Genomic DNA, 22,484 nt, shown 5'->3' on the forward strand with positions numbered 1-22,484 from the left:
AGTTTCACTCTAAAGATGAAAAACAGTTCTGGTTCCGTTATTGAATACTTCAAAGTGCGCTACAGATCAGAAGGCTGGTTTAAAGAAACTGGTAAGACTGCTACTGTCACCATGAGTTATAAGGTTGCCGCAGGGAGCAGTGTAAATGTGCCTGGGTTAACTACAAATCTTAATACCAGCAACAGTGGTGCTCACAACGGAAACGAACTGACCGATGAGAAAAGCTTTATTATACGGGGTGTAAATCTGCCCGCCGGCGGCGAAATCGAATTTACCTGGAACGTAGGCACCGGTAAATGGGGGATAGGTATTGATGATGTTGTAATAGAACCAGTAAAGGTTATAAACTTCTATAACAAACCCGGGGCAGACATCAGCCTGCTCACCACCTGGGGCACCAACCCAGACGGCACCGGAATCCAGCCCTTAAACTTTAGCTCCAATGATCAGGTTTTCCAGGTGGTGAACCAGGGGGCCAGCCTATTGAACAGTTTGAGTATCAGCGGAACCAACGCAAAGCTGGTAGTGGGCAACGGTCTGGACACTCTTAAAATTGAATCAGCGGCCGGAAGGGCCATCAGCGGAACGGTTGACCTGTCCGGCAAAGCAGTGCTCGCCATCAATGGGCCTGGCTTTCCTTCCTTTGGGCAGCTGAGCCCCCAAAGTACCGTAATCTTTGGCAGGAGTGCCCCGGCCGAGATCACGGCAGGCGTGGAGTTTGGCGCCGTTGTCATAGAGCCCAAAGCAGGAAACAGCCGCTTCAGCAAGCCTGTAAAGGTGAAGGGCCGCATGACGCTCAAGGCAGGCGCGACCCTTGACGTAGCCAACCAGGTAGAACTGTTTGAGCAGGACCTGGTACTGGAAGAAGGCGCGGCCATCTTGAACGGTTCTGCCAGCAACTACATTGTGCTGAACGGCAAAGGGCGGGTGAGAAAGCCACTGAAAGCCGGCGAAGAAGTGGAGTTGCCGGTAGGGCGCAAAACCAGAAACGGCCAGAATGTATACAACCCTGTGAAGATAAAGTTAGCCGCTGGAGCACAGGCCGATGTTTTCAGCATTGGTATCATAGAAGGGGTGTACAGCCTCTACAACAACGATGTTCCTGTTGTAGGCACAGAGGTGCTAACGAAAGCAGTGAACAGAACCTGGGTGGTAAGTGAGGACGTGAAAGGCGGCTCAAACGTGACCCTTACCTTCACCTGGAGCGAAGAGGACGTACTGCCAGGCTTTGACCCCAAGAACTGCCACATCAAGCACTATGAAAACGGGAAGTGGGACGACTTTGCTGCTGGAGTAGCTTTCTCCCAAACGGTAGCGGTTACTAACCAAGATGGTACCACCACCAACAAGGTCCTTTATTCTATGTCCCGCGACGGGATAACTTCCTTTTCCCCTTTCATTCAGGCTACCGGGCTGGCTGCCGAAGCTTTCAACCCTACCCCGCTCCCGGTGGAGCTGGTGGAATTCACGGCCCGGGCGGGCAAGCAGGGCGGGGTGGAGCTGGGCTGGGCCACCGCCTCGGAGCAGGACAACGCCTTCTTCGCCGTGGAGCGGAGCCGGGACGGCAAGACCTTCGCCGAGGTGGGCCGGGTGCGGGGGGGCGGCACCACGGCCGTGCGCCAGGCGTACCGCTTCACCGACGCGGCGCCGCTGGCGGGCGTGTCCTACTACCGCCTGCGCCAGGTGGACTTCGACGGCGGGCAGGAGTACTCGGCGGTGCGGGCGGTGCGCCTGGCGGCCGGGCAGGCGGCGGGGCTGAGCCTGCGGCCCAACCCCAGCCAGGGGCAGGGCGTGGCCGTGCAGGTGCAGGGCCCGGCGGCCGAGGTGCTCGTCTACGACCTGGCGGGCCGGCAGGTGCTGCGGCGGCCGGTGGGCGGGCAGGGGCAGGCCCTGCTGGAGGCGGGCAGCCTGGGGGCCGGCACCTACCTGGTGCGCGCCGGCGCACAGGCCGAGCGCCTGGTGGTGCGCTAAGCAAGTTACTTCACACATTGGCATACATATAAAGGGGCGCCGCCTCCATCCTGTTGCAGTGATGGGGGCGGCGCTTCGCTTTCAGGGCCGGGTACCTATCGGCTGGCTTTGGTGACGGCAAGCGGCAAACGCCTCCCAGGCCTTGCGCTTGGGGTGGCGTAGGGGAGAATGGCCCATGCCCTGTCATGTAATACAGAAAACAGGCGGCCTCTGGGCGGGTGCCGGGGCGTAACTCCCTGGGGCAAGCAGAAAAGCAGGCGGTATTGCCTGGGTGCAATGCTTTTATCAAATCTTTCCAAAACCAGAGTGAGTCAATTAAGGTAGAAACAATGATAGCGTGCGCCACCCGCTTAACGCTCGGCAACGACAAAAACCGAACAACAGCCCTCCGGGCCCTAACCATGAAGTCTGACGCATACCTACAACTGGACCCCGACCGGCTGCACCACCTTCTGGTGTTGCACTGGCAGGATTTTGTGCCCAGTGAGGTATACCGCGAGGGATTGCTGGAAGCCATGCAAGTCTCTAAGCGCGAGCAGATGCAGACCTGGGTCATGGACATGAAGCACATGAAGGTCATCCGGCTCGCCGACCAGGAGTGGACCCTGGCTACCTGGTTCCCGCAGTTTCAGCTGCTCAACGTCAAGCGGTTAGCCATTGTGGTATCTGAGGACATCTTCAACCAGATGGCGGTGAGCAGCATGATGGCCACCCTCCGGCCCAAACTCACCGCCGAGGTAGAGTACTTCCAGGAACTGAGCTCGGCGTTGCGCTGGGCCCGCGAATCTGCCGGCGGGGTCAGCGATTTTCGGCTGTTTTCCGTAAAATAGCGCTGAAACAGTCTATCTTTATCCATGAGCATCCGCAAGAAAGTAAAAGCAATCCTTCCGCTGGAAGGTGGCCGCTTTGTGGCCCTGGGCGTATTTGTGAAAGCCGCCGAGCAGGCGCAATGGTCAGACCGCGAAATCCAGGAGGTGATTGACGAGGTGGTGGAAGCCGATGAGGCCGAGGCCATGGCCATTCTGCAGTCGTACACGCTTGCCTAACCCTCGCCTATGCCGCTCAACCCAAAACTGGAAGCCAGGCTGAACAAGATCTCCTCTCCCAGCACCCGCCTAGAGGAGCAGTTTGCCGGCAAAGACCTCACCATCATCACAGACCAGCAGGGCCACGCCGTCACGCTCTTCATTGGCAAGCGCCAGCCAGACGGCAGCATCAAAGGGGAGCGCTACGTGCGCCGCCTGAAATTTGCGCCCGATGGGGTCACGCTCCAGTCCAGCCACTGGGAGGCCAAAGGCAAGGTAACCCGCTCCTGATTTGAGCCTGTTTGCGCAAAACCGGCCCCAAAACGGGCAGGGCTCATTCCCATTTCTTTCCAGATTTGCACGCAATCTTGCGGGAGAACCCCACCGGCCATGAAGATATTGGTGATAGAAGACGAACCCCAGATGCAGGCCACCCTGGTGCGCTCCCTGCAGCAGGAGCACTACCTGGTAGAGACCGCCTCTGACTATGATAGCGCCCTGGAGAAAGTGGCCCTCTATGCCTATGACTGTATCTTGCTGGACCTGAACCTGCCCGGTGGCAACGGCCTGGCCCTTCTGGAAGAGCTCAAGAAGCAGCAGAAAACCGAGGGCGTGATCATCGTCTCGGCCCGCAACTCCGTGGATGATAAAATCCAGGGGCTGGAGCTGGGCGCCGACGATTACCTGCCCAAGCCGTTCCACATGGCCGAGCTGCACGCCCGCGTGAAGTCGGTGCTGCGCCGCCGCAAGTTTGAGGGACAGCCGCTGGTGCAGCTCCGGAACCTGCAGATTGACCCAGACCGGCACCAGGCATGGGTAGCCGGGCAGGAACTGGTGCTCAACCGCAAGGAGTTTGACATTCTGCTGTACCTGGTCACCAACAAAGACCGGCTGGTGAGCAAGACCGCCCTGGCCGAGCACGTCTGGGGCGACTACATTGACCAGGCCGACAACTACGAGTTCATCTATTCCCAGATCAAGAACCTGCGCAAAAAACTGAAAGACCACGGCGCCGGGGTAGAGATACAGGCCATCTACGGCATTGGGTATAAACTGGTGAGCCCATGAAGCTGCTCAACCACGCCACCGCCTACTTCGCCGGCCTGCTGCTGCTGGTCATCTCGGGGTGGGCGGCGCTGTTCTACTTCAACATGCTGGACGAGATCTACGACAGCATGGACGACGGCCTGGAGAACCAGAAGATCCTGGTCATGCAGAAAGCCCGGCAAGACAGCACCGTGCTGCTGCAGCGGGGCTTTGAGGCTGGCTACTACAGCGTGCGCGAGATCCCCAAAGGACAGGCGCTGCCCCGCACAGACCTCTACCAGGACACGCTCATGTACATGCAGAACGAGAAGGATTTTGAGCCCGTGCGCATGCTCACCACCGTGTTCCGGCAGGGCCACCGGTACTATGAGCTGCGCCTGATCACCTCCATGGTGGAGGAAGACGACCTCATTGAGGACCTGCTCTACTCGCTGCTATGGCTGTACGTGGGGCTTATTGCCAGCATTCTGGTGGTCAACAACCTGCTCCTGAAAAAAATCTGGCAGCCCTTCTACCACATCTTACACCGCCTGCAGCGCTTCCGGCTGGAAGACGCCCAACCCGTGCCGGTGCAGAAAACCAGCATTGCCGAGTTCCAGCTCCTCAACCAGACCGTGGAAGAGCTGTTGCGGCAGAACGTGGCCACCTACCAGAGCCAGAAAGCCTTTATTGAGAACGCCTCGCATGAACTGCAGACCCCGCTGGCCATCAGCCTCAACAAGCTGGAACTGCTGGCCGAAACCCAGCCCCTGCAGGAGGAACAACTGCTGCAGATTGGCAGCATCATGGAAAACCTGGAGCGCCTCACCCGCCTGAACAAGTCGCTCTTGCTGCTCTCCAAGATAGAGAACCGGCAGTTCGGGCAGCAGGAAGAGGTGTCCCTGCAGAAGCTCCTGCAGAAAGCCCTCACCGATTTCTCTGACCAGATCGCCTTTAAAAACCTGCGCGTAGAGCTGGACGCTCCCCAGGACGTGACCCTGCTGGTGCACCCAGACCTGGCGGCCATGCTGGTCATGAACCTGCTCAAGAACGCCATCGTGCACAACGTGCCCGGCGGTTTCCTCCGGATTTCCCTCAGCCAAACCGCCCTGCGCCTGGAGAACTCCGGCAAAGAGCAACCGCTGCCCCCAGACCAGGTGTTTGCCCGGTTCTACAAAGACGCCGCTTCCCCGGCCTCCACGGGCCTGGGTCTGTCCATCGTGAAAGCCATCTGCGACCTCTACGGCTACAGCGTGCAGTATTCCTATGGCCAGGGGCACGTGTTTACGGTAAACTTCACCTCCTAAGCACCTAGCCGCGTTCCGGGGCCTTTTCTCTGAAAAGAGCCTGAAAACAAGTTCTTGAGCAAACGTTCGCCCACAAGGAGCAAACCGAGCCAAGGTTGGTTTAACGCCGGTTTTGGAGAGAATAGCCCCAGAATGGTGAGTCGGTTTGCCCGTCAACTTTGCCCCGCCAACCCTGCGGTTTCCCAGAAAAAAAACTTCTGAATTTTTCGGGTGGCCCCGCAAATTCCAGATTCTTTCCTGATTTGGGTCCGAGCTTTGGGGTAAAGTAACGTGAGAAGCAAATGTGTGGACCTATGAAAAAGCTCGTTTTAGTCTTAGTGGCGGCCGCTGGCGCCTCCTGGGGGTGCAGCCAACGGTTGGCCTCCGTGCAAGCACCATCCCTGGTGCAGAATGCCGTGCAGGTAAAGTACCCCGGCGTGAAAACCATTGACTGGGAAAAACAAGGCGACCTGTACGAGGCCGAGTTTGAGGTGGGCATGGTGGAGCACACCGCCCTGCTAGACGCCACCGGCCATATCCTGATGCAAAAGCAGGACATCGGCGTAGCCGAGTTGCCGCAGCCCGTTGCCCTGGCCCTGCAGCGTGATTACCAGGCCTACCAGAAGGAGGATCTGGAGAAGGTGGAAAAAGCCGGTCAGGTGTATTACCAGGTAGAGCTGGAGAACCCCAACGGAGACTTGCAGAAGGTGTTCGCCGCAGACGGCTCGTCCGCCAGCCTGGCCTATTGGGATTAACCCTCCTGCCCAACGGGCTCCTAGCCAAAGACCGGTTTAAGCTCCCTTTGCGGGAAAACAGCTTGAAAACAGAAAGGAAGGGTAGAGGAAGCCCCGGTTGGGTTACCAACCAGCGCCTTCTGCCCGGTAACTACTAACCGTTAAACAGAAATAGAACTATGAAACCCATTCAGATAATGCTCAGCAGCCTGCTGTTCTCTTTCATGGTGCTGGGGTGCGACAGCAACAGCGCCCACGGCATGGCCGACGATAAACCCAAAAAAAGCAAGAAATCAAAAACTGTAGAGGCTGCCTCTGCGGCGGTGCAGGTACAGCAGAAGTGGGAAGTGCCCGAGATTCTGCGGGAAGTATCGGGCATTGCGTACCTGGGCAACGGCCAGTTCGCCTGCGTGCAGGACGAGGCCGGCGTGATCTTCGTGTACAACACCGCCACCCAGAAGATTGACCGGCAGGTCACCTTCGGGGCGGCCGGCGACTACGAGGGCATCGCGCTGGCCGGCACCACGGCCTACGTGGTGCGGAGCGACGGACGCCTGTTTGAAATCACCAACTGGCAAACGGAGGCGTTCAAGGTGAAAGACTATGAAACGCCTCTCACCGAGGCGCACAACGTGGAAGGCCTGGCCTATGACGCCCAGAACCAGCGCTTGCTGCTGGCCATCAAAGGCGAGGAAACTACCGGCGGCGACTACAAGGGCGTGTACGCGTTTGACCTGGCGGCTAAAAAGCTGTCGGCGGCGCCCATTTTCAAACTGAACCTGAAAGACCCGCAGCTGAGCCAGGCCAGGCAGAAGAAAGCCAGCAAGGTGTGGCAGCCCTCAGAGATTGCCCTGCACCCGGTCACCGGGGAGATCTACCTAACCGAGGGGGCCAATCCGCAGTTGTTTATCCTGAACCCAGACGGCAGCATCAAGGTGCGGCATAAATTGAGTGAGGCAACTTTCTATAAACCAGAGGGCATTGCCTTCAGCCCCTCGGGCGACTTGTTTATCTCCAACGAAGGCAAAAAGCAGCCCGGGAACATCCTGCAGGTGCGGCTTTAACCACCCAAGACCGCATCTGCCGGTAACGCAGCCTTTACGTTGTGTGCCAGCGGGCAAAGGCCCGGACTACCCGCCTGGTGCGGGCAGCAAGTCCCTTCAGGCAACCTGCTTGCCCCTGGGCGATTCAGGCCCGTTTTCCCGAAAACTGCCCCAAAACAGAATCGGCTCCTTTGTCAGGAACAAAGGAGCCGATTCTGTTTTGGGGCCCGTGGGCTTACGGGGTAGGCGTGGTGGAGGGAGTCATCCGGGTTAAGATGGCTTCGCCCACAATGAGCACCCCAAAGAAGAAATGGGGCTCCCAGATTAGGTCATGGAACATGAACACCCAGGGCGACAAGGCCAGGAACAACCCAATGGTGAGGTCGCTCACAATGTGCGCCGGCATGGGAATTACTTTCATGGCGCCGGTCTCGTTGCGGGTCATCAGGGCCTGGAGCAGGATAATGGCGCCAATGGCCACCGGCACCCAGGTTTCTGCGCCTCCGTTATAAAAGCCAAACAGCCAGGGCGAGGCAATCAGCAAGACTGCGGTAAGGTAATCCATTACGCCATGGATACTGGTGGGAATCACTCGCATACAAACCTCCTTTAGTTAAGCATCAAACATCTGTTTGTATATACGGGCCCAATAAGGGGTGGCTGTGCGTATTTTTACTGATTTTCAAGCAGTTGCGGGTGCGTAAATACTATTTTTGCCGGGGCGTTTCTTTCTCAGGTCTTTTCCTTGTATCTTAATTGATATCAAATTGATATCAAAATAAATACTGTTATGAAAACCGAGACCCCTTACCATCCTGCCTCTGGTTATGCCATCCTCATCTTGTTGCTCCTGGTCATAGGGGCGGCGGCCGCCTCTGTGTACTACCTGGGCCCCGAGACCATGGTGCCCTTCTCCCTGGTGTTTCTTTTTATCTCCAAAGGCTTTAAGATTGTGAACCCCAATGAGTCACGGGTGCTCACGCTGTTTGGCGAGTACAAAGGCACTATCAAGCAGAACGGCTTTTTCTGGGTAAACCCGTTCTTCGCCTCCAAGGCCATCTCGCTCCGGGCCCGTAACCTGGACACCAACCCCATCAAGGTGAACGACAAACTGGGCAACCCCATCATGATTGGCGTGGTGCTGGTGTGGCGGGTAGAGGAAACCTTTAAGGCCGCCTTTGAGGTAGACAACTTTGAGACCTTTGTGAAAGTACAGAGCGAGTCTGCCATGCGCAAACTAGCCGGCGCCTACCCCTATGACAACTTTGAAGACGAAAGCGAGATTTCCCTCAGGGGCAGCAGCCAGGAGGTGAACGATGAACTGGAGCGCGAGCTCATGGAGCGCCTGGCCATTGCCGGTATTCATGTGCTGGAGGCCCGCATCAGTTACCTGGCCTACGCCCAGGAAATTGCCAGCGCCATGCTGCAACGCCAGCAAGCCACCGCCATTGTGGCGGCCCGCGCCAAGATTGTGGAAGGGGCCGTGGGCATGGTAGAGATGGCCCTGGCGGAGCTCAGCGACAAGCGCCTGGTAGACTTTGACGAGGAGCGCAAGGCCGCCATGGTAAGCAACCTCATGGTGGTCCTGTGCTCTGACCGGGCCGTGGCCCCCGTGGTAAATGCCGGAACTTTACATCATTGATCAATGGCCGATAAAAAATCGTTTGCCCTGCGCATGAACGCTGAGATGCTGAAGGCCGTGGAGAAATGGGCTGCAGACGAGTTCAGGAGTACCAACGGCCAGATTGAATGGATCATTCAGGAGGCCCTCAAAAAATCTGGCCGGCTGCCCAAACCAGACACGGAGGCTCCGCCCGAGGAGAGCGCCCCAGCCCAGCCCCCGGAATAAGGAGCGTTCTGCCTGATCTAAAGCCACTTGCCTGCCTAGCCCTGCGCTGCGTCCCTGCCCGCGTGTTCCAAACCACGCCCGGGCAGGAACGCAACGTTTTTCAGGGCAACGTAAATTTTAGAGAGCGGTCTAACTTTTGGGCCGGGCTGCCGTACATAAGGGCCTCTATAGATATATAGATACTTGTATATATGAACCTCGCAGTAACTATATACCTCCCGCTGGAAAACTAGTAGAAATGCGCCCGGAATTTAGGTAGTTATCTGATTGGGATTGACCAAAATATAGATAACTTAAGCAAACGTTAATCTCCCTTACATACACCTCCACTACTAAAGCTTAATTTGAACATATGGACTATCAAGTAAAAGAAGCCAAAGGACGCTTAGGAATCCTGATCCCAGGTTTGGGTGCGGTGGCCACCACCTTCATTGCCGGGGTAGAAGCCGTGAAGAAAGGCCTGGCGCAGCCCATCGGGTCCCTCACCCAGATGGGAAACATCCGGTTGGGCAAGCGCACGGAGAACAGATACCCCCTAATCAAGGATTTCGTGCCTCTGGCAGATCTGAACAATATCGTATTCGGCGGCTGGGACGTGTACGCCGACAACGTGTTTGAGGCGGCGGTGAACGCCAAAGTGCTGGAGCCCATGCTGCTGCACGCCGTCAAACCCGAGCTGGAGGCCCTCAAGCCCATGAAAGCGGTGTTTGACAAGTCCTACGCCCGCAACCTGGACGGCACCCACGTAAAAGAGGGCGCCGACAAGATGGAGCTGGCCGAAATGCTGATGGACGACATCCAGAACTTCCGGGAGGCGAACGCCTGCGACCGCCTGGTGATGGTATGGTGCGGCTCCACCGAGATCTACATCGAGGAGTCTGCCGTGCACCAGAGCATTGAGGCGTTTGAGGAAGGCCTGCGCAACAACGACCCGGCCATCGCGCCTAGCATGATCTACGCCTACGCGGCCATCAAATCGGGGGTGCCTTTCGCCAACGGCGCGCCTAACCTGACCGTGGACATCCCGGCCCTGGTGGAGCTTGCCAGAGAGCACGGCATCGCCATCTCCGGCAAGGACTTCAAGACCGGTCAGACCCTGATGAAGACCATCCTGGCCCCTGGGCTGCACGCCCGCGCTTTGGGGGTGAGAGGTTGGTTCTCCTCCAACATCCTGGGGAACCGTGATGGCTACGTTTTGGACCACCCGGACAACTTCAAGACCAAAGAGGTAAGCAAGCTGAGCGTGCTGGACGAGATCTTCAAGCCCGAGTCTAACCCAGAGCTCTACGGAGACATGTACCACAAGGTGCGCATCAACTACTACCCTCCTCATGGTGACAACAAGGAGAGCTGGGACAACATTGACATCTTCGGGTGGCTGGGCTACCAGATGCAGATCAAGATCAACTTCCTGTGCCGCGACTCCATTTTAGCGGCTCCGCTGGTGCTGGACCTTGCCCTGTTCACCGACCTGGCGCAGAGAGCCGGCATGAGCGGCATCCAGGAGTGGCTGAGCTTTTACTACAAGTCGCCGCAGACCGCTGAGGGCCTGGCACCGGAGCACGACATCTTCAAGCAGCTGATGAAGCTGCAGAACACCCTGCGCCACATGATGGGCGAGGACCTGATCACCCACCTGGGCCTGGATTACTACCAGGATTTAGTGGAAGCCTTGTAACCAGAAATGCAGCACAACGCTGTTGGTTCTTAAAACCAAGAGGGAGGAGGTACCCGTAAGATAGCTTGCGTAAGCGGCCGTTGGGGTTGCCTCCTCCTTTGTTGTACCAGGGAGTAGTGCCAACCTCCTTGCTGCCCCTCTAGTCTTAAAATACTGGGCAGCCACCAGGGCTGTAGGGAGGGGATTGGGCTACGCTTGTCTCTTAAATTTTTTGATTCACGTTAAGGTGCTTTAAATGCAGACCTTCATAAAGGCGCAAACGGCCTCGCTGGGAGCCACCGTCGTTGATTTTCTGGTCACGGTGCTGGCAGTGGAGATATTCAAGAGCTGGTACGTGTCGGCCTCTTTCATGGGGACCGTCTGCGGGGGCATTTTCCATTTTTCGCTGGGGCGGTCCTGGGTGTTTCATTCCCAGGACCCCAAGGTGGGCACGCAGGCCATGCGTTATTTCGTGATCTGGAACGGCAGCCTGTTCCTCAACGCGGCGGGCGTGTACCTGATCACCCATTACGCGGGCATCAGCTATATTATTTCTAAGGTAATTTCTTCGCTTCTGGTAGGAATTGGGTATAATTACTTGATGCAAAAGAAGTTTGTGTTTAGATAAGGTGCGCTTTTTGGTAACTCTTTGATGCTGGGCATATGGAAGCAAGTGAAAAAATTGGCCTGAATACCAACTTTGAGGTAAAGAAAAATAAGGAGGAAAAGGCCTGGAAGGTGTTCCTGCAACAGGGCATTTACAAGATTGTGAACCCCTTTGTGCGCCTCCTGATAAAGCTGGGCTTTACGCCCAACGCCGTTACCACCACCGGGTTTATCATGAACGTGGGGGTGGCGGTGATCTTTGTGGTAGGCGGCGAAAGCGAAAACCGCGACGACCTCTCGTACGTGGGCTGGGCCGGTTTCCTGATCATGATGGCCGGCCTGTTTGACATGCTGGACGGCCAGGTGGCCCGCATGGGCAAAATGGGCTCTACCTTCGGGGCGCTGTATGACTCCGTGCTGGACCGCTACAGTGAGCTGGTCATGTTCCTGGGCATCTGCTACTACCTCATGGCCCACCATTACTTCCTGAGTTCGCTCTTCGCGTTTATTGCCATGATTGGCTCCATGATGGTGAGCTACACCCGCGCCCGCGCCGAGGGCCTGGGCGTGGACTGCAAGGGCGGCTTCTTCCAGCGCCCTGAGCGGGTGGTGCTGATTGCCCTGGCAGGAATGTTCTGCGGCATTGCCTCCTCCCTTATTGGCGGCGACTACAAACTCTACATTCCGGGCCTGCCGTTCCACGTGTTTGAGACCATGTCTATCTTCACGGTGCCCATTACGGTGCTGGCCATCTTTACCAACGTAACGGCCATTACCCGCCTGCGCGAAGCCAAAAAAGCCATAGAACTCAAAGAAAAACGCCAGGCCGAAGGGCTGTAAAGCAGGAGTTCCTGTGCAGTTAGTAAGCGTTTCAGGGCTGTTTTACCCAAAACAGCCCCGAAACGCTTTTTTATTGAACACCGCTGGCGCCCTCAAACAGCTCCAGCATGGGCTCGCCGTCCAGTTTGGGAATGGGCACGCCCAGGAGTTCGGCAATGGTGGGGGCTATGTCTGCCTGGGAACGGGGCTTGGTGGCCACGGTGCCGGGTTCCACGTCGGGGCCCAGCACCAGCAAGCTGATGTGGCGGCAGCCCTCGCAGCCGTCGCCGTGGTTCTGGAAACGCTCGCCCGTATGGCGGCCGTGGTCGTTGGTGACCAGCAGGGTGGTGGTGTTCCGGTATGAAGGGTGTTTTTGGAGCCATTTCCACAGATCGGCCACCATCTGGTCGGTTTCTTCGATAGCGTCCAGGTAGCCCGACCAGTCGCCCTCGTGCGCCTCGGAATCGGGCCCCTTGAGGTTGAGCAGTACGGCGTGGGGCGTGTGTTTGGCCAGGATCTGCTTGGCCACGCGCAGGGTGGTGGTGTCATCGCGGTAGCCCGAGCCCAGGCCTTCCACTCCGCAGTCCACCGAGGGGGCAAACGCCGCCGCCGGCTCCTCGCTGGTGGTGCGGGCCAGGATTTCCAGCTTGTCTTTGCTGGTAATGATCCAGGCCTTGTGGGCCGGCGCGCCGGTGTGCTGGCGGTAATAATGGAACACCGAAGGAGCCTCGGGCACCTCCCTGCCCCGGTTGCTGAGCCGCTGGTAATTGCCCGTCATGAGCGCCACGTGCCCCGGGTTGGTGAGGGTAACGCCCTTGTTGTAAAAAGCCGGGTGAAACACGCCCTTGGGGGCCAGTTCCCGGGCCATGTGCCGGATGTGGCGGTGGGTAGAGTCGCCCCACGACTCGGTGTATCTCACGCCGTCAATCACCACCACTACCACGTTCTGGGTGGCGTAGGTGCGCTGGGGCTGCAGCAGCACGGTGGCTGCCGCCGGTACCGTCTCGTGCTTGCCCGCCGAAGTAGACTGGCAGGCGCTAACTCCCAGGCCAGAAAGCAGTGCCAATACATTGATCCAAAAGCCTTTCAACATGTATCCTTTCTGTATGGTTGATAGTTGTCTACTACGGATACAGCAGGTATTTGGCTCGCACTTGCTTGAAATAATCTAATTCAGGGCCCCAGCTGGCGATGATGCCGGCCGGGGTGTCGCCGGCTTGGAGGCGTTGCCGGGTCACGTCGGTTTTCCAGAGCCCGTCCAGGCGGCTGTTCTTCCATTCCAGCTGGGTAGGGTAGAGCGTCTTGAGCGCATGAATGATGTACACCGAAGCCTTGGCCGACTCAAACTTGGTCCGGTCGGTGACCACGGCCTGCACGCCCTGGCAGGTCTGGCCCACAAACTTGGGCGGGTAAATCCGGATGCCGTCTACCACGCTGTCGGGTTTGAACTGGGCGGGTTTAAAGGTAATGCCCGCCAATTTGTAGCTGTTCAGCTGTTTGGCCAGTTTTTCGCCGTTTATCCAAGGAGCCCCAATAAACTCAAAGGGTTGCAGGGTGCCCCGGCCCTCTGACACGTTGGTGCCTTCCAGAATACAGGTAGCGGGGTACAGCGTGGCGGTGGTGAGGTTGAGCATGTTGGGCGAGGGCTTTACCCACGGCAAACCGGTCTGGTCAAACCACTGTGTACGGGCATAGTGGCGCATGGGCACCACCAGCAGTTCGGCCTGGGGTAGTTGGCGGGCGCCGCGCTCCCCGTTGAACATGCGGGCCAGTTCACCCACCGTCATGCCGTGCGTGATGGGCAGGTAATTGGGGCCGGTCACGGGTTCCCTGGCGTTCTTGCCTACGGCGCCGTCTACATAAAGTCCTGTAATGGGGTTGGGCCGGTCCAGCACTACCAGCAACTTGTTATTTTCCGCGGCGGCCTCCAGCACCGCAGTCATGGTGGCAATGTAGGTGTAGTAGCGGGCGCCCACATCCTGAATGTCAAAGAGGAGCACGTCTACGTCCTGCAGCATCTGTGGGGTGGGCTTGCGCACCTTACCGTAGAGCGAGATGACCTTGAGACCGGTTTTGGGGTCCACAGCGTCGGAGACGTGCGTGTCTGCCTCGCCCCTGATGCCGTGCTCGGGGCTGAACAGCTTCACCAGTTTCACGTCTGGGCGGGCGTGCAGCAGGTCCACAATGTGGCTTCGGTCTGGCATGACCCCAGTGTGGTTGGTTAACACGGCCACCCGGCGGTGTTGCAGGTAGGGGAGAAACTCAGGGGTAACCAACCGTTCAATGCCAATGATGACCCGGTCTGAGGCGGTTTTGGAAGTTTTGCCCGCCTGCGCGAAGGCGGAAAGGGAGGCCGACAGGCCCAGGAGCAGCACGTAAATAACGCTGAGGGAAAGACGTATTTTCATGCCTACAATATAGCAAATTGTGCATGTCTTCTACCCATTCGTTTAGAGGCTATTTTGGCTAAAACAGTCCCTAAACAGAAAGGCAGAAAGGCTAGAGCCCGTCACCGTATTTAAAGTGCTTGTTCACCGTGACCGGCAACTTGCCTTGGGGCTTTATGTCACCCATGATCAGTTTGGCCGCGGCAGCCTGCACGGCGGGCAGTTGCTGGTAGCCTACCACCAGCGCCGTGGCCTGGTGGATGTCCTGAAACCGGTTCAAGGTATAGGCATTGTCAAAGAGCACCACCACGCTGCGCTTTTTCCGGACCAGCTCGTCCACCAGGGCCCGTTCCTCAGGCGCGAACCCCAGGTTATTGCTGGGCCTGATGCTGGGGCCGTAAATGCTGATAAGCAGCAGGTCATACTTGAGCAGTTCCTTCCGCAGTTTTTCCAGGTTCTTTTTGTTGGTGCGGCGGGGCAGGAAGAAGTCTTTCACCGCCAGTTGTTCTTTGATTTTCTTCTGGAAAAAGGTGGTTCTGGTGCCGCCCACAGCCAGGCTGGCTATCTGGCGGCGCTTGCGGTTTTCCAGCGGCAGTACTTTCCTTTTGTTGTGCAGCAGGGTGAGCGAGCCTTCGGCCAGGTGCCGCAGCATCTCGTGGGCGTGCGGGGCGTGCAGGTCCTGGTACAGGTTTTCTAGCTTGATGGGTTGGTACTTGTGCAAGCCCACCCAGTACTTGGCCGCCAGCACTTTCTTGCAGCGCCGGTCAATCTCTTGCTGGCTGAGCCGGCCCTGCCGGATGGCCGCTTTGATGGCAGCCAGGGCCTTGGGCACGTTCACCAGGCGCTCCAGCACGTCGTTGCCCGCTTCCAGAGCCATCACCTCGGCCTCGCCGGGCGCAAAATACTTGGTCACGCCTTTCATCACCATGGCATCGGTGACAATGAGGCCGCCATAGCCCAGCTCCTCTTTCAGAATTCCCGTGACAATGGGCTTGGACAGGGAAGCCGGCAGGTTAGGGGTGGAGTCAAGTTTGGGCAGGTGGATGTGGCCTACCATGATGCCGCCCACCCCGCTCTGGATCAGGTGCCGGAACGGGTAGAGTTCCAGCGAGTCCAGGCGGTTGCGGCCGTAGGGAATCACCGGCAAGTCATAGTGCGAGTCCACGTCGGTGTCGCCGTGGCCGGGAAAGTGCTTGGCGGTGGCAATGATGCCGTTGTCCTGCATGCCCTGCATCTGGGCCAGGCTTTTGGAGCTTACATCGTCCTTGTTTTCGCCAAAAGCCCGGTAACTGATGATGGGGTTCTGCGGGTTGTTGTTCACGTCTACCACCGGCGCGAAGTTGAGGTGCATGCCCAGCCGCTTGAACTCAAAGGCCATCTCGGCGCCCATGCGGTAAATAAGACTGTCGTTGTTGATGGCGCCCAGCAGCATGGGCAGCGGGTACTGCATGGCGCTGTCCATGCGCATGCCAATGCCGTTTTCGGCGTCCATGCCAATCCAGAGGGGTATTTTGGAGGCGGCCTGCAGGCGGTTGGTCATCTTGGCCTGCCGTACCGGTCCACCCTGGAAGAAGATAAGCCCACCCACTTTGTACTGCCTGATGAGGCGCAACACATCTTCCTCGTGCTGGGGGCCCTGGTTGGAGAAAACCTCCACCATCATGAGCTGGGTGATGCGCTCATCGGGCGTCATGCGCCGGAAGACCGAGTCTACCCACTTGTTTTTACGGTGGAGGGTGGTGATGAGCTCGTTGGGGTAGTTGATGGTATCCTCCGGCGAGATGGGCTCAGGCTTGAACACCACAGTCTCCTCGGCGTGCGGGTCTTTCTTCTTACACGCCGAAAACGCCATGCCTATAACCAGCACGGCCAAACCATAGACAAGCAACGAAAATCTCAGGACAGGAACTGCGGGCATTATCAAACTGGGTGTAGGGTGCAATAGCTGGCCAAGCGCGGGGGAATGCGCTGCCAAGGCCTTTACCTTACGGCAACGGCGGGTGATGGTTAAACCGGCGTTGCGCAAATGGTCAAATCAACTACGCGGGAGGTCAAGAGCGGGGTTGGCCGGGGGCGTAGCTTTGTACCATCCAATCACTTAACGCAAAGCAGGTCATGACTACCCATCTTTCTACCCCTTCCTGCCTGGTGCTGGGCGCTACCGGCGCTATTGGCTACGCCCTCACCAAAGAACTCCTGAGCCGCAAGTTCGCGGTAACCGTGCTGGCCCGTGATCCCGCCAAAGCAAGGCGCCTGTTTGGCCCTGCCGAAGGCCTTGAGATTCTAAAGGGAGACGCCCTCTCGGCCCCCGAGGTGCTGGCGGCGGCCCAGGGCAAGCAGTTGGTGGTACACGCTGTGAATTACCCTTACCACCAGTGGGAACAGTACATGAAACCGGTGACCCAAAACATTCTGGACGCGGCTTCCGCCGAAGGGGCCACCCTGCTGTTCCCCGGAAACGTGTACGCCTACGGAAACGCTACCCAGCCCATCCGGGAAACCGATGCGCCCCACCCAACCACCCAAAAAGGCCGGCTGCGCCTCCAGCTGGAACAGCAACTGGAAGCAGCCACGCAGGCGGGTGCCCTGCGGGTAGTCAACGTACGCCTCCCCGATTTCTGGGGACCCAACGTGACCAATGCTGGTTTCGCGCCTATTTTTGAGGGAGCGCTGCAAAAGAAGGCCATGCCCTGGCTGGTAAACGCCGACATTCCGCACCAACTGGCCTACACGCCAGATGCCGCCCGGTTTATGGTAGAGGCGGCTTTGGCACCCTTGCCCGGCGCCTATACCGTGCTCAACTACGCCAGCCAGACCGTGCCCAGCATGCGCCACTGGTTCCACCAGGTTGCCCAGGTTGCCGGAGGCGCCGCGCAGGTGCGGGTGTACCCCAAAGTGCTGTTCAGGGTGCTGGGCTGGTTCCAACCCGTGATGCGCGAACTAGAGGAAATGCTCTATCTGTTTGAGCACACCGTGGTGCTGGACGACTCGCTGCGCCGGCAACAGTTCCCCCATTTCAGGGAAACCGATCCGGAGGAAGCCATCAGGACCACCCTGGCCTGGTTCGCTGAAAACCGGCTGAAATCCGGAAAACAGGCCCAAAACAGCAGGCCAATTCAAATAGCGACAGCTTGAGGGGATTGCGCCTGGATTGGGGGATTGTTGCCAGAAACCTCTAGTCAGATGGAACGGGTTTATTGGGTGTTTTCCAAAAATAAGCCTGAAAAGTGAGTTCGCTTACCAGATACCAGCGTCGCTGCCTCGGTCCGTTTCCAGGGTCTACGTTCTGGGTTTGGAAGTACCTGCTTTAGACGGTGGGAAGTTCACGCCTCACGGCAGTTGCAAACTGCCGCTATGGTAGGTCCAAGTCACAGACCTGAACCATGGGAAAAGAAGCATCAACTGGTGGAAACATTCCTCTTGCCGCCACTAAGAGGAAGTCCGCGTTGATGAAGCGTAGTTCAGGTTGTTGGTGAGAACTCCAACAATGGAGGCAACACCAACAACTTAACGGCGGCAAACGCCAACAACGGGGGCAAAATCCGGAAAACAGGCCAAAAACAGGCAGGCGGTAGCGGTGGGCTGGCAGTGGGTTTCCTCTGTAAACGGGAATGCGCCTCGTTTACCGTCCCAAGCAAAACGCCGCTACAGGACTAGGCTTGCAGCGGCGTGGTGCTAAGGTTGTTTTAGGGCTACTTTTTGAAAATCTCGGCGAAAAACAGCTTCATGGCTTCCCAGGAGCGGCGGTCGGCGGCGGCTTGGTAGGCAGCGCCTTTGCTGGGGTCTGAGCCCGCCTGCGGATTGGTAAACGCGTGCACGGCACCGCTGTAGGCGATAAACTGGTAGTCTACCTTGGCCTCGTTCATCTCTTTAAAAAAAAGCCGTCCAGCTCGGCCTGGGGCACGAAGGGGTCAATGGCACCATGCGCCACCAGGACTTTTGCCTTGATGTTGGCCGCATCGGCGGGATTGGGAGTGCCCAGGCCCCCGTGGAAACTGACCACCCCGGCCACCTGGGCCCCGCTGCGGGCCAGCTCCAGAACGGTGGTGCCGCCAAAGCAATAGCCAATGGCGGCTACCCGGGCGGCATCAACGTTGGGCTGCTTCTTTAATTGGGCAAGGCCGGCGTTCACCCGCTGGCGCAGCAACGGAATGTTGTTCTTGTACTTGCCCGACTCGGCCCCCATCGCCTGAGGGGTTGTGGGCCTTACGCCCTTGCCGTAGATATCGGCCGCAAAGGCCACGTACCCCATTCGGGCCAGCTGGTCGCACCGCTGTCTGGTGTAATCACTGATGCCTTTCCACTCGTGCACCACCAGCACGGCCGGTAGTTTCCCTTTCCTGGAGGCGTCATAGGCCAGGTAGCCCTCCAGGGTGGTGTTGCCCTCGCGGTACTCCACCAGTTGGGTTTTGATGTTCTGCCCCTGGGCCGAAAGGTGCGCCGCGGCAGAAAGCAGTAGGACGAGAGCGAGCAAAAGTTTTTTCATATAGAAGCACGTAAAGTTAGGTGGCAAATCAAATGGCGAAGGGGGACGCTGTTCACAAGCCAGAGAGCCGGCCAAGACAGGTTAGCCCTGCAACTGAGCCTGGTACTGGCTGGGCGAAACCCCGGTCCATTTCCTGAACGTTCTTGAAAATACGCTGATTTCTGAAAAACCCAGCAAATACGCGATATCTGCCTTGGAGAGGTGGCGTTCTCTGAGGTAGAGCTGCGCCAGGTCCTTGCGGGTCTCGTTCAAGATGGCCTGAAAAGTGGTGTTTTCCTGCTGAAGTTTCAGCTGCAGGGACCGCACGCTCAGGTGCAGGTTCTGGGCCACCACCTCCACCGCAGGAGCCTGGGCGGGCAGCAGTTTCATGAGTTCGGCCCCCACTAGGTAGGTAATGGAGTGCGTTTGCTGGTGCCTGGCCAGTAAAGTCTGCGCGTGCTGCTCAAAGATGCGGTACAGCTCCAGATTGGCCCCGCGCACGGGCAGCGCCAGGTCCTGCGGCCTGAACTTGAGGTAATTGGTGGGGCAGTCGAAGAGGAACTCGGTCTGGGGCAGCAGGCGGTGGTAGCCGCGAAGGTCTGCCGGGGCCGGAAAGGTAAAGCCTATCTGCAGCGGGGCTACCTGCTGGCACGTCATCTGGCGCATGACCACGGTGAACAGGGCTACCATTTTGTCAATGGTGTAGCGGGTCTCGGGCGCCCAGGGTACCAGGAACTCCAGGGTAAAGGTGGCTTTGGTGGGGTGATAGCGCAACCGGGTGGCATCACAGAGCAGCGCCTGGTACTGGCCGCATTTCTCCATGGCCTTGCCCAGGGTGGGCGCGTGCATCATGACGTAGGCCACCGTGCTGGCCGCCTGCGGCTGAAACCGTTCGCCGGCCAGCAACCCGAACTGCTCATTGCCCGTCTGGTCCAGAATGGCCCGCCAGAGCCGGTTCTGGGCACTGAACGGGACGCGGGCTTCCCAGTCGGCCAGCACGGTGGGGTCCAGGTTGGCTGCCTGGCACAGGGCGGCATTGTCCAGGCCCTCTTCCTGGGTGATTTGCAGCGTCATGTTCAGGAGCTGCACCGAGATAGTGGGTTCTTGGCGGGGTAGGGTAGGCATGGCTTAAAGGTAGCCAATTGCCGCTTATTCTGCCAGCGGCTTAGAACCGGAGCGAGGCGCTGAGGCCCGTTTGCCCCCGCTGCCAGCTGGGAGTCACCAGCCACCTGGGTTTGGTGAGCTTCCCCTTCAGCTGGTGGTAGCCCCAAAAGGTGGCCTTGCCGGTGAGGTAGCCCACTGCCGCGCCCGCCAGCACATCAGATGCCCAGTGCTTGTTGTCATGGATGCGGGACAGGCCCACCAGGGTAGCCACCCCGTAGGCCACCTGCGGCACCCAGCGGCTGTCTCGGTACACCGAGGCGATGGCGGTAGCGGCCGCGAAGGCGTTGGAGGTGTGCGAAGACGGAAAAGACGTGTTCTTGCCGTCGCCATCGGCGCCCTCAAACAGTTGGTTGTCATTGGTGGTGCTGGGCCGGTGCCGCTGAAACGCTTTCTTGAGCTGGTCGGTGAGGAGGGAGTTGGCGTAAAGGCTGCCCAGGCCCACCAGGGCCGCCTCCCGCATCTTGGGGCGCTTGGCCAGAGCCCCAATGGTGAACATGGTGGCAAAGGTGGCGTGCAGCGGAACGGCGGTGCCCATGGGCTCCACCAGGCGGGCCGTGCCGTTGGAAAGGGCGGTTCGGTTGGCCTGCGTCAGTTTGTGGATGGACCGGTCAAATTGCTGGTAAGAAGCAATGAACAGGCCCGTGGCCACCAGGGCCGAAGAAGACCGCAGCAAGAGCCGCCGGTGTTTCTTGGCCCAGGAGAGTTCTGGTTTAGGTGGGGAAAAGGTGGTGTCAGAAAAGGACCTAACCGTATCTGGCGGAAGCATGGCCGCCGACCCGGTTGTTCTCAGCACGAACAGCAGCGCTAGAACCAGCAGGAGTGAACGCATAAACGCTTAAAAGTGAAAAAGGGTATAAAGGGTAAGGTGTACCGGGGAGGTGATGTTACTATTCTTATTTTTAAATGGAGCTCAACTCCTGTGAAGCACAGAGGACTCCCCCCTAGAACCGGCAGTATACCACTCGAACGAATTGTCTATCAGGATATTGGCTACGGTGGAATGAAAAAAGAAGAGGCGGAAGGGGCGCTGAGGCGTTTTGGATCATCCTGAAACGCAAAAAGCCCTTGCCACGGGGGCAAAGGCTTTTATAAAGTCCGGGTCACCGGTAACTAGTGCAAAGGCTTAGTTATCGCCCTGCATCTTTTTCTGAATGGCTTGCTGCAGTTCCATCATGTGCGGCTCTACCTTTGACTGCCCAATCTGGGCGCTCTTCATGGTAATGGTGGTCTGCTTGGCGGCCAGCTTTTTACCGGTTGGGGTTTGGTAAAAGGTATTCATGTCTTTCAGCTCCTTCTCGGTGAATTCATCCATGTAGAGCTTGATCAGATCTTCCTTAACGGCATCCCAGTTCATGTACTTAGAGAAGAAAGAGCGCACTTCCACCTCGGCGGCTTTCATGGCAGGTACCTGCTCCATTTGCATGGTCAGCATCTGCTGCAGGTTGTCGTCAATGGTTTTGGGGCTGCCCATGGTCAGGAGCAGGGTTTCGGCCGCTTTGTAGTGGCTGCTTTGGGGCTGAGTCTGTGCCGTAGCACTGCCTACTGCAACCAACAGCAGGACCACCCACACGGATAAGAATTTTTTCATTGGAAAAAGAATATTTGCTCCTAAATACGTATTTGCGGGCAGAATAACCACCACCGGGGTTTATTTATTTTGCCCCAGGGGTGCCTTAACCGGGGCCAACGGCATCCGTAGGAGGGGAAGAAGCAAGCCCCCGGGCCCCCATACCCTAACCGCATACCCATGAAGATAACCAAGAAAGAAACCGCCTACCAGGGCTTTTACCGCCTGCAAGTATTCACCGTAGAAGACCAGGGCAAAGAGTTTACCCGCGAGGTGTTCCAGACCGGCCAGGCCGCCGCCGCCCTGGTGTATGACACCCAAAAGCAGAAATTCATCTTTGTCAAGCAGTTCAGGCCAGCCGTGGAGCAGGACCTGGTGGAAACGGTGGCCGGCATGCTGGACAGCAAAGACGAAAAGCCCGAAACGGCCATTAAACGCGAAATTGAGGAAGAGATAGGCTACGCCGTAGATCACCTGCAGCCCATCCATGCGTTCTATCCTTCGCCGGGCGCCTTCTCAGAAAAGATCTACCTGTTCTATGCCGAAGTAAGCCACAAGGTGGGCGAGGGCGGCGGCAAGGAAGACGAGAACGAAGCCATCCACACCCTGGAACTGACCGCCGATGAACTGGTGAAGCACACCTTCATTGACGGAAAAACCATTCTGGCCATAGAGTGGGCCAAAACCCACGTACTGCCTAACCTGACCGGAAAATAGTTGGGAGAAGAGGGCCCGCGCCTCCGCCAGCGGGGAGAGCGCCCGCCGGTCTAGGCCAAGCCATAGGAGAAACCAACCGCCTGGGGCAGGATAGCCAGCGGGCAGCCTAAAGTGGCGCAGAACCTTAACTCTCCGGGCCGGCTCCCGTAAACAGGTACTCAAGTTTGT

General features: G+C 57.9%; 24 protein-coding genes. 15 read left to right on the plus strand and 9 right to left on the minus strand.

Annotated elements, in window-relative coordinates:
• Window positions 1–15 precede the first annotated feature (15 nt).
• The 8 genes from JT718_RS00220 (at window position 16) to JT718_RS00255 (ending at window position 7,106) form a co-directional block, all read left to right on the plus strand.
• Complete coding sequence (locus JT718_RS00220) at window positions 16–1,971, plus strand: fibronectin type III domain-containing protein (RefSeq protein WP_205499658.1); 1,956 nt, start codon at window positions 16–18, stop codon at window positions 1,969–1,971.
• 401 nt (window positions 1,972–2,372) lie between these two features.
• Window positions 2,373–2,801, plus strand: coding sequence for a hypothetical protein (locus JT718_RS00225; protein ID WP_205499659.1), 429 nt, complete (start codon window positions 2,373–2,375; stop codon window positions 2,799–2,801).
• Between the two features lie 24 nt (window positions 2,802–2,825).
• Entirely contained in the window at window positions 2,826–3,017 is a 192-nt protein-coding gene (locus JT718_RS00230; protein WP_205499660.1) for a hypothetical protein, read from the plus strand.
• Between the two features lie 9 nt (window positions 3,018–3,026).
• Window positions 3,027–3,287: a hypothetical protein gene (locus JT718_RS00235; protein WP_205499661.1), complete on the plus strand. Its 261-nt coding sequence runs from the start codon at window positions 3,027–3,029 to the stop codon at window positions 3,285–3,287.
• A gap of 99 nt (window positions 3,288–3,386) precedes the next feature.
• A complete protein-coding gene (locus JT718_RS00240; RefSeq protein ID WP_205499662.1) occupies window positions 3,387–4,064 on the plus strand; it encodes a response regulator transcription factor in 678 nt (225 codons plus the stop codon).
• On the plus strand, window positions 4,061–5,329 hold the full coding sequence (locus JT718_RS00245; RefSeq protein ID WP_205499663.1) for a sensor histidine kinase: 1,269 nt from the start codon (window positions 4,061–4,063) through the stop codon (window positions 5,327–5,329). The genes JT718_RS00240 and JT718_RS00245 overlap by 4 nt, the downstream gene beginning before the upstream one ends.
• A gap of 293 nt (window positions 5,330–5,622) precedes the next feature.
• Window positions 5,623–6,063: a hypothetical protein gene (locus tag JT718_RS00250; protein ID WP_205499664.1), complete on the plus strand. Its 441-nt coding sequence runs from the start codon at window positions 5,623–5,625 to the stop codon at window positions 6,061–6,063.
• A gap of 158 nt (window positions 6,064–6,221) precedes the next feature.
• On the plus strand, window positions 6,222–7,106 hold the full coding sequence (locus tag JT718_RS00255; RefSeq protein ID WP_205499665.1) for an SdiA-regulated domain-containing protein: 885 nt from the start codon (window positions 6,222–6,224) through the stop codon (window positions 7,104–7,106).
• A gap of 214 nt (window positions 7,107–7,320) precedes the next feature.
• Here JT718_RS00255 and JT718_RS00260 read toward each other — a convergent pair whose 3' ends face one another.
• Complete coding sequence (locus tag JT718_RS00260) at window positions 7,321–7,683, minus strand: SPW repeat domain-containing protein (RefSeq protein ID WP_205499666.1); 363 nt, start codon at window positions 7,681–7,683, stop codon at window positions 7,321–7,323.
• A 192-nt stretch (window positions 7,684–7,875) separates the two neighbouring features.
• On the opposite strand from JT718_RS00260, the gene JT718_RS00265 reads away from it, so the two are divergent.
• From JT718_RS00265 to JT718_RS00285, 5 genes are all read left to right on the plus strand, one after another.
• Window positions 7,876–8,727, plus strand: coding sequence for an SPFH domain-containing protein (locus tag JT718_RS00265; protein WP_205499667.1), 852 nt, complete (start codon window positions 7,876–7,878; stop codon window positions 8,725–8,727).
• A 3-nt stretch (window positions 8,728–8,730) separates the two neighbouring features.
• Window positions 8,731–8,934 carry a type II toxin-antitoxin system antitoxin gene (locus JT718_RS00270; RefSeq protein ID WP_205499668.1) on the plus strand — a complete coding sequence of 68 codons (204 nt, stop codon included), beginning with the start codon at window positions 8,731–8,733 and terminating at the stop codon, window positions 8,932–8,934.
• A 352-nt stretch (window positions 8,935–9,286) separates the two neighbouring features.
• Window positions 9,287–10,612 carry an inositol-3-phosphate synthase gene (locus tag JT718_RS00275; RefSeq protein ID WP_205499669.1) on the plus strand — a complete coding sequence of 442 codons (1,326 nt, stop codon included), beginning with the start codon at window positions 9,287–9,289 and terminating at the stop codon, window positions 10,610–10,612.
• 235 nt (window positions 10,613–10,847) lie between these two features.
• Window positions 10,848–11,219 carry a GtrA family protein gene (locus tag JT718_RS00280; RefSeq protein WP_205499670.1) on the plus strand — a complete coding sequence of 124 codons (372 nt, stop codon included), beginning with the start codon at window positions 10,848–10,850 and terminating at the stop codon, window positions 11,217–11,219.
• Between the two features lie 35 nt (window positions 11,220–11,254).
• Window positions 11,255–12,037 (plus strand): CDP-alcohol phosphatidyltransferase family protein, encoded by a 783-nt coding sequence (locus JT718_RS00285; protein ID WP_205499671.1) that lies wholly within the window; start codon window positions 11,255–11,257, stop codon window positions 12,035–12,037.
• A 70-nt stretch (window positions 12,038–12,107) separates the two neighbouring features.
• Here JT718_RS00285 and JT718_RS00290 read toward each other — a convergent pair whose 3' ends face one another.
• From JT718_RS00290 to JT718_RS00300, 3 genes are all read right to left on the minus strand, one after another.
• The gene (locus tag JT718_RS00290; RefSeq protein WP_205499672.1) at window positions 12,108–13,109 is read right to left on the minus strand and encodes a sulfatase-like hydrolase/transferase; all 1,002 of its coding nucleotides are present in this window, start codon (window positions 13,107–13,109) and stop codon (window positions 12,108–12,110) included.
• Window positions 13,110–13,140: 31 nt separating this feature from the next.
• Window positions 13,141–14,424 carry an exo-beta-N-acetylmuramidase NamZ family protein gene (locus JT718_RS00295; protein WP_205499673.1) on the minus strand — a complete coding sequence of 428 codons (1,284 nt, stop codon included), beginning with the start codon at window positions 14,422–14,424 and terminating at the stop codon, window positions 13,141–13,143.
• A gap of 91 nt (window positions 14,425–14,515) precedes the next feature.
• Window positions 14,516–16,321, minus strand: a complete 1,806-nt coding sequence (locus JT718_RS00300) for a glycoside hydrolase family 3 N-terminal domain-containing protein (RefSeq protein ID WP_205499674.1) — start codon at window positions 16,319–16,321, stop codon at window positions 14,516–14,518.
• Between the two features lie 197 nt (window positions 16,322–16,518).
• Between JT718_RS00300 and JT718_RS00305 the strand changes: the two genes are divergently transcribed.
• Entirely contained in the window at window positions 16,519–17,538 is a 1,020-nt protein-coding gene (locus JT718_RS00305) for an NAD-dependent epimerase/dehydratase family protein (protein WP_205499675.1), read from the plus strand.
• A gap of 557 nt (window positions 17,539–18,095) precedes the next feature.
• On the opposite strand, the gene JT718_RS20630 is transcribed toward JT718_RS00305, so the two are convergent.
• From JT718_RS20630 to JT718_RS00330, 5 genes are all read right to left on the minus strand, one after another.
• Window positions 18,096–18,269: a dienelactone hydrolase family protein gene (locus JT718_RS20630; RefSeq protein WP_205499676.1), complete on the minus strand. Its 174-nt coding sequence runs from the start codon at window positions 18,267–18,269 to the stop codon at window positions 18,096–18,098.
• On the minus strand, window positions 18,266–18,889 hold the full coding sequence (locus tag JT718_RS00315; protein ID WP_205499677.1) for a dienelactone hydrolase family protein: 624 nt from the start codon (window positions 18,887–18,889) through the stop codon (window positions 18,266–18,268). Before JT718_RS00315 ends, JT718_RS20630 begins: the two co-directional genes overlap by 4 nt.
• An 81-nt stretch (window positions 18,890–18,970) precedes the next feature.
• A complete protein-coding gene (locus JT718_RS00320) occupies window positions 18,971–19,993 on the minus strand; it encodes an AraC family transcriptional regulator (RefSeq protein WP_205499678.1) in 1,023 nt (340 codons plus the stop codon).
• A gap of 40 nt (window positions 19,994–20,033) precedes the next feature.
• The gene (locus JT718_RS00325) at window positions 20,034–20,861 is read right to left on the minus strand and encodes a phosphatase PAP2 family protein (protein WP_205499679.1); all 828 of its coding nucleotides are present in this window, start codon (window positions 20,859–20,861) and stop codon (window positions 20,034–20,036) included.
• A 294-nt stretch (window positions 20,862–21,155) separates the two neighbouring features.
• Complete coding sequence (locus JT718_RS00330; RefSeq protein WP_205499680.1) at window positions 21,156–21,620, minus strand: DUF2059 domain-containing protein; 465 nt, start codon at window positions 21,618–21,620, stop codon at window positions 21,156–21,158.
• Window positions 21,621–21,779: 159 nt separating this feature from the next.
• Between JT718_RS00330 and JT718_RS00335 the strand changes: the two genes are divergently transcribed.
• The gene (locus tag JT718_RS00335) at window positions 21,780–22,316 is read left to right on the plus strand and encodes an NUDIX domain-containing protein (protein WP_205499681.1); all 537 of its coding nucleotides are present in this window, start codon (window positions 21,780–21,782) and stop codon (window positions 22,314–22,316) included.
• Window positions 22,317–22,484 lie beyond the last annotated feature (168 nt).

The organism is Rufibacter psychrotolerans (assembly GCF_016924645.1).
Lineage (GTDB): Bacteria > Bacteroidota > Bacteroidia > Cytophagales > Hymenobacteraceae > Nibribacter > Nibribacter psychrotolerans.

What these genes read in the sequence shown, in the direction of transcription:
- JT718_RS00220 (WP_205499658.1), top strand. Translation starts at nt 16, where the DNA reads ATGAAAAACAGTTCTGGTTCCGTTATTGAATACTTCAAAGTGCGCTAC.
- JT718_RS00225 (WP_205499659.1), top strand. Translation starts at nt 2,373, where the DNA reads ATGAAGTCTGACGCATACCTACAACTGGACCCCGACCGGCTGCACCAC.
- JT718_RS00230 (WP_205499660.1), top strand. Translation starts at nt 2,826, where the DNA reads ATGAGCATCCGCAAGAAAGTAAAAGCAATCCTTCCGCTGGAAGGTGGC.
- JT718_RS00235 (WP_205499661.1), top strand. Translation starts at nt 3,027, where the DNA reads ATGCCGCTCAACCCAAAACTGGAAGCCAGGCTGAACAAGATCTCCTCT.
- JT718_RS00240 (WP_205499662.1), top strand. Translation starts at nt 3,387, where the DNA reads ATGAAGATATTGGTGATAGAAGACGAACCCCAGATGCAGGCCACCCTG.
- JT718_RS00245 (WP_205499663.1), top strand. Translation starts at nt 4,061, where the DNA reads ATGAAGCTGCTCAACCACGCCACCGCCTACTTCGCCGGCCTGCTGCTG.
- JT718_RS00250 (WP_205499664.1), top strand. Translation starts at nt 5,623, where the DNA reads ATGAAAAAGCTCGTTTTAGTCTTAGTGGCGGCCGCTGGCGCCTCCTGG.
- JT718_RS00255 (WP_205499665.1), top strand. Translation starts at nt 6,222, where the DNA reads ATGAAACCCATTCAGATAATGCTCAGCAGCCTGCTGTTCTCTTTCATG.
- JT718_RS00260 (WP_205499666.1), bottom strand. Translation starts at nt 7,683, where the DNA reads ATGCGAGTGATTCCCACCAGTATCCATGGCGTAATGGATTACCTTACC.
- JT718_RS00265 (WP_205499667.1), top strand. Translation starts at nt 7,876, where the DNA reads ATGAAAACCGAGACCCCTTACCATCCTGCCTCTGGTTATGCCATCCTC.
- JT718_RS00270 (WP_205499668.1), top strand. Translation starts at nt 8,731, where the DNA reads ATGGCCGATAAAAAATCGTTTGCCCTGCGCATGAACGCTGAGATGCTG.
- JT718_RS00275 (WP_205499669.1), top strand. Translation starts at nt 9,287, where the DNA reads ATGGACTATCAAGTAAAAGAAGCCAAAGGACGCTTAGGAATCCTGATC.
- JT718_RS00280 (WP_205499670.1), top strand. Translation starts at nt 10,848, where the DNA reads ATGCAGACCTTCATAAAGGCGCAAACGGCCTCGCTGGGAGCCACCGTC.
- JT718_RS00285 (WP_205499671.1), top strand. Translation starts at nt 11,255, where the DNA reads ATGGAAGCAAGTGAAAAAATTGGCCTGAATACCAACTTTGAGGTAAAG.
- JT718_RS00290 (WP_205499672.1), bottom strand. Translation starts at nt 13,109, where the DNA reads ATGTTGAAAGGCTTTTGGATCAATGTATTGGCACTGCTTTCTGGCCTG.
- JT718_RS00295 (WP_205499673.1), bottom strand. Translation starts at nt 14,424, where the DNA reads ATGAAAATACGTCTTTCCCTCAGCGTTATTTACGTGCTGCTCCTGGGC.
- JT718_RS00300 (WP_205499674.1), bottom strand. Translation starts at nt 16,321, where the DNA reads ATGCCCGCAGTTCCTGTCCTGAGATTTTCGTTGCTTGTCTATGGTTTG.
- JT718_RS00305 (WP_205499675.1), top strand. Translation starts at nt 16,519, where the DNA reads ATGACTACCCATCTTTCTACCCCTTCCTGCCTGGTGCTGGGCGCTACC.
- JT718_RS20630 (WP_205499676.1), bottom strand. Translation starts at nt 18,269, where the DNA reads ATGAACGAGGCCAAGGTAGACTACCAGTTTATCGCCTACAGCGGTGCC.
- JT718_RS00315 (WP_205499677.1), bottom strand. Translation starts at nt 18,889, where the DNA reads ATGAAAAAACTTTTGCTCGCTCTCGTCCTACTGCTTTCTGCCGCGGCG.
- JT718_RS00320 (WP_205499678.1), bottom strand. Translation starts at nt 19,993, where the DNA reads ATGCCTACCCTACCCCGCCAAGAACCCACTATCTCGGTGCAGCTCCTG.
- JT718_RS00325 (WP_205499679.1), bottom strand. Translation starts at nt 20,861, where the DNA reads ATGCGTTCACTCCTGCTGGTTCTAGCGCTGCTGTTCGTGCTGAGAACA.
- JT718_RS00330 (WP_205499680.1), bottom strand. Translation starts at nt 21,620, where the DNA reads ATGAAAAAATTCTTATCCGTGTGGGTGGTCCTGCTGTTGGTTGCAGTA.
- JT718_RS00335 (WP_205499681.1), top strand. Translation starts at nt 21,780, where the DNA reads ATGAAGATAACCAAGAAAGAAACCGCCTACCAGGGCTTTTACCGCCTG.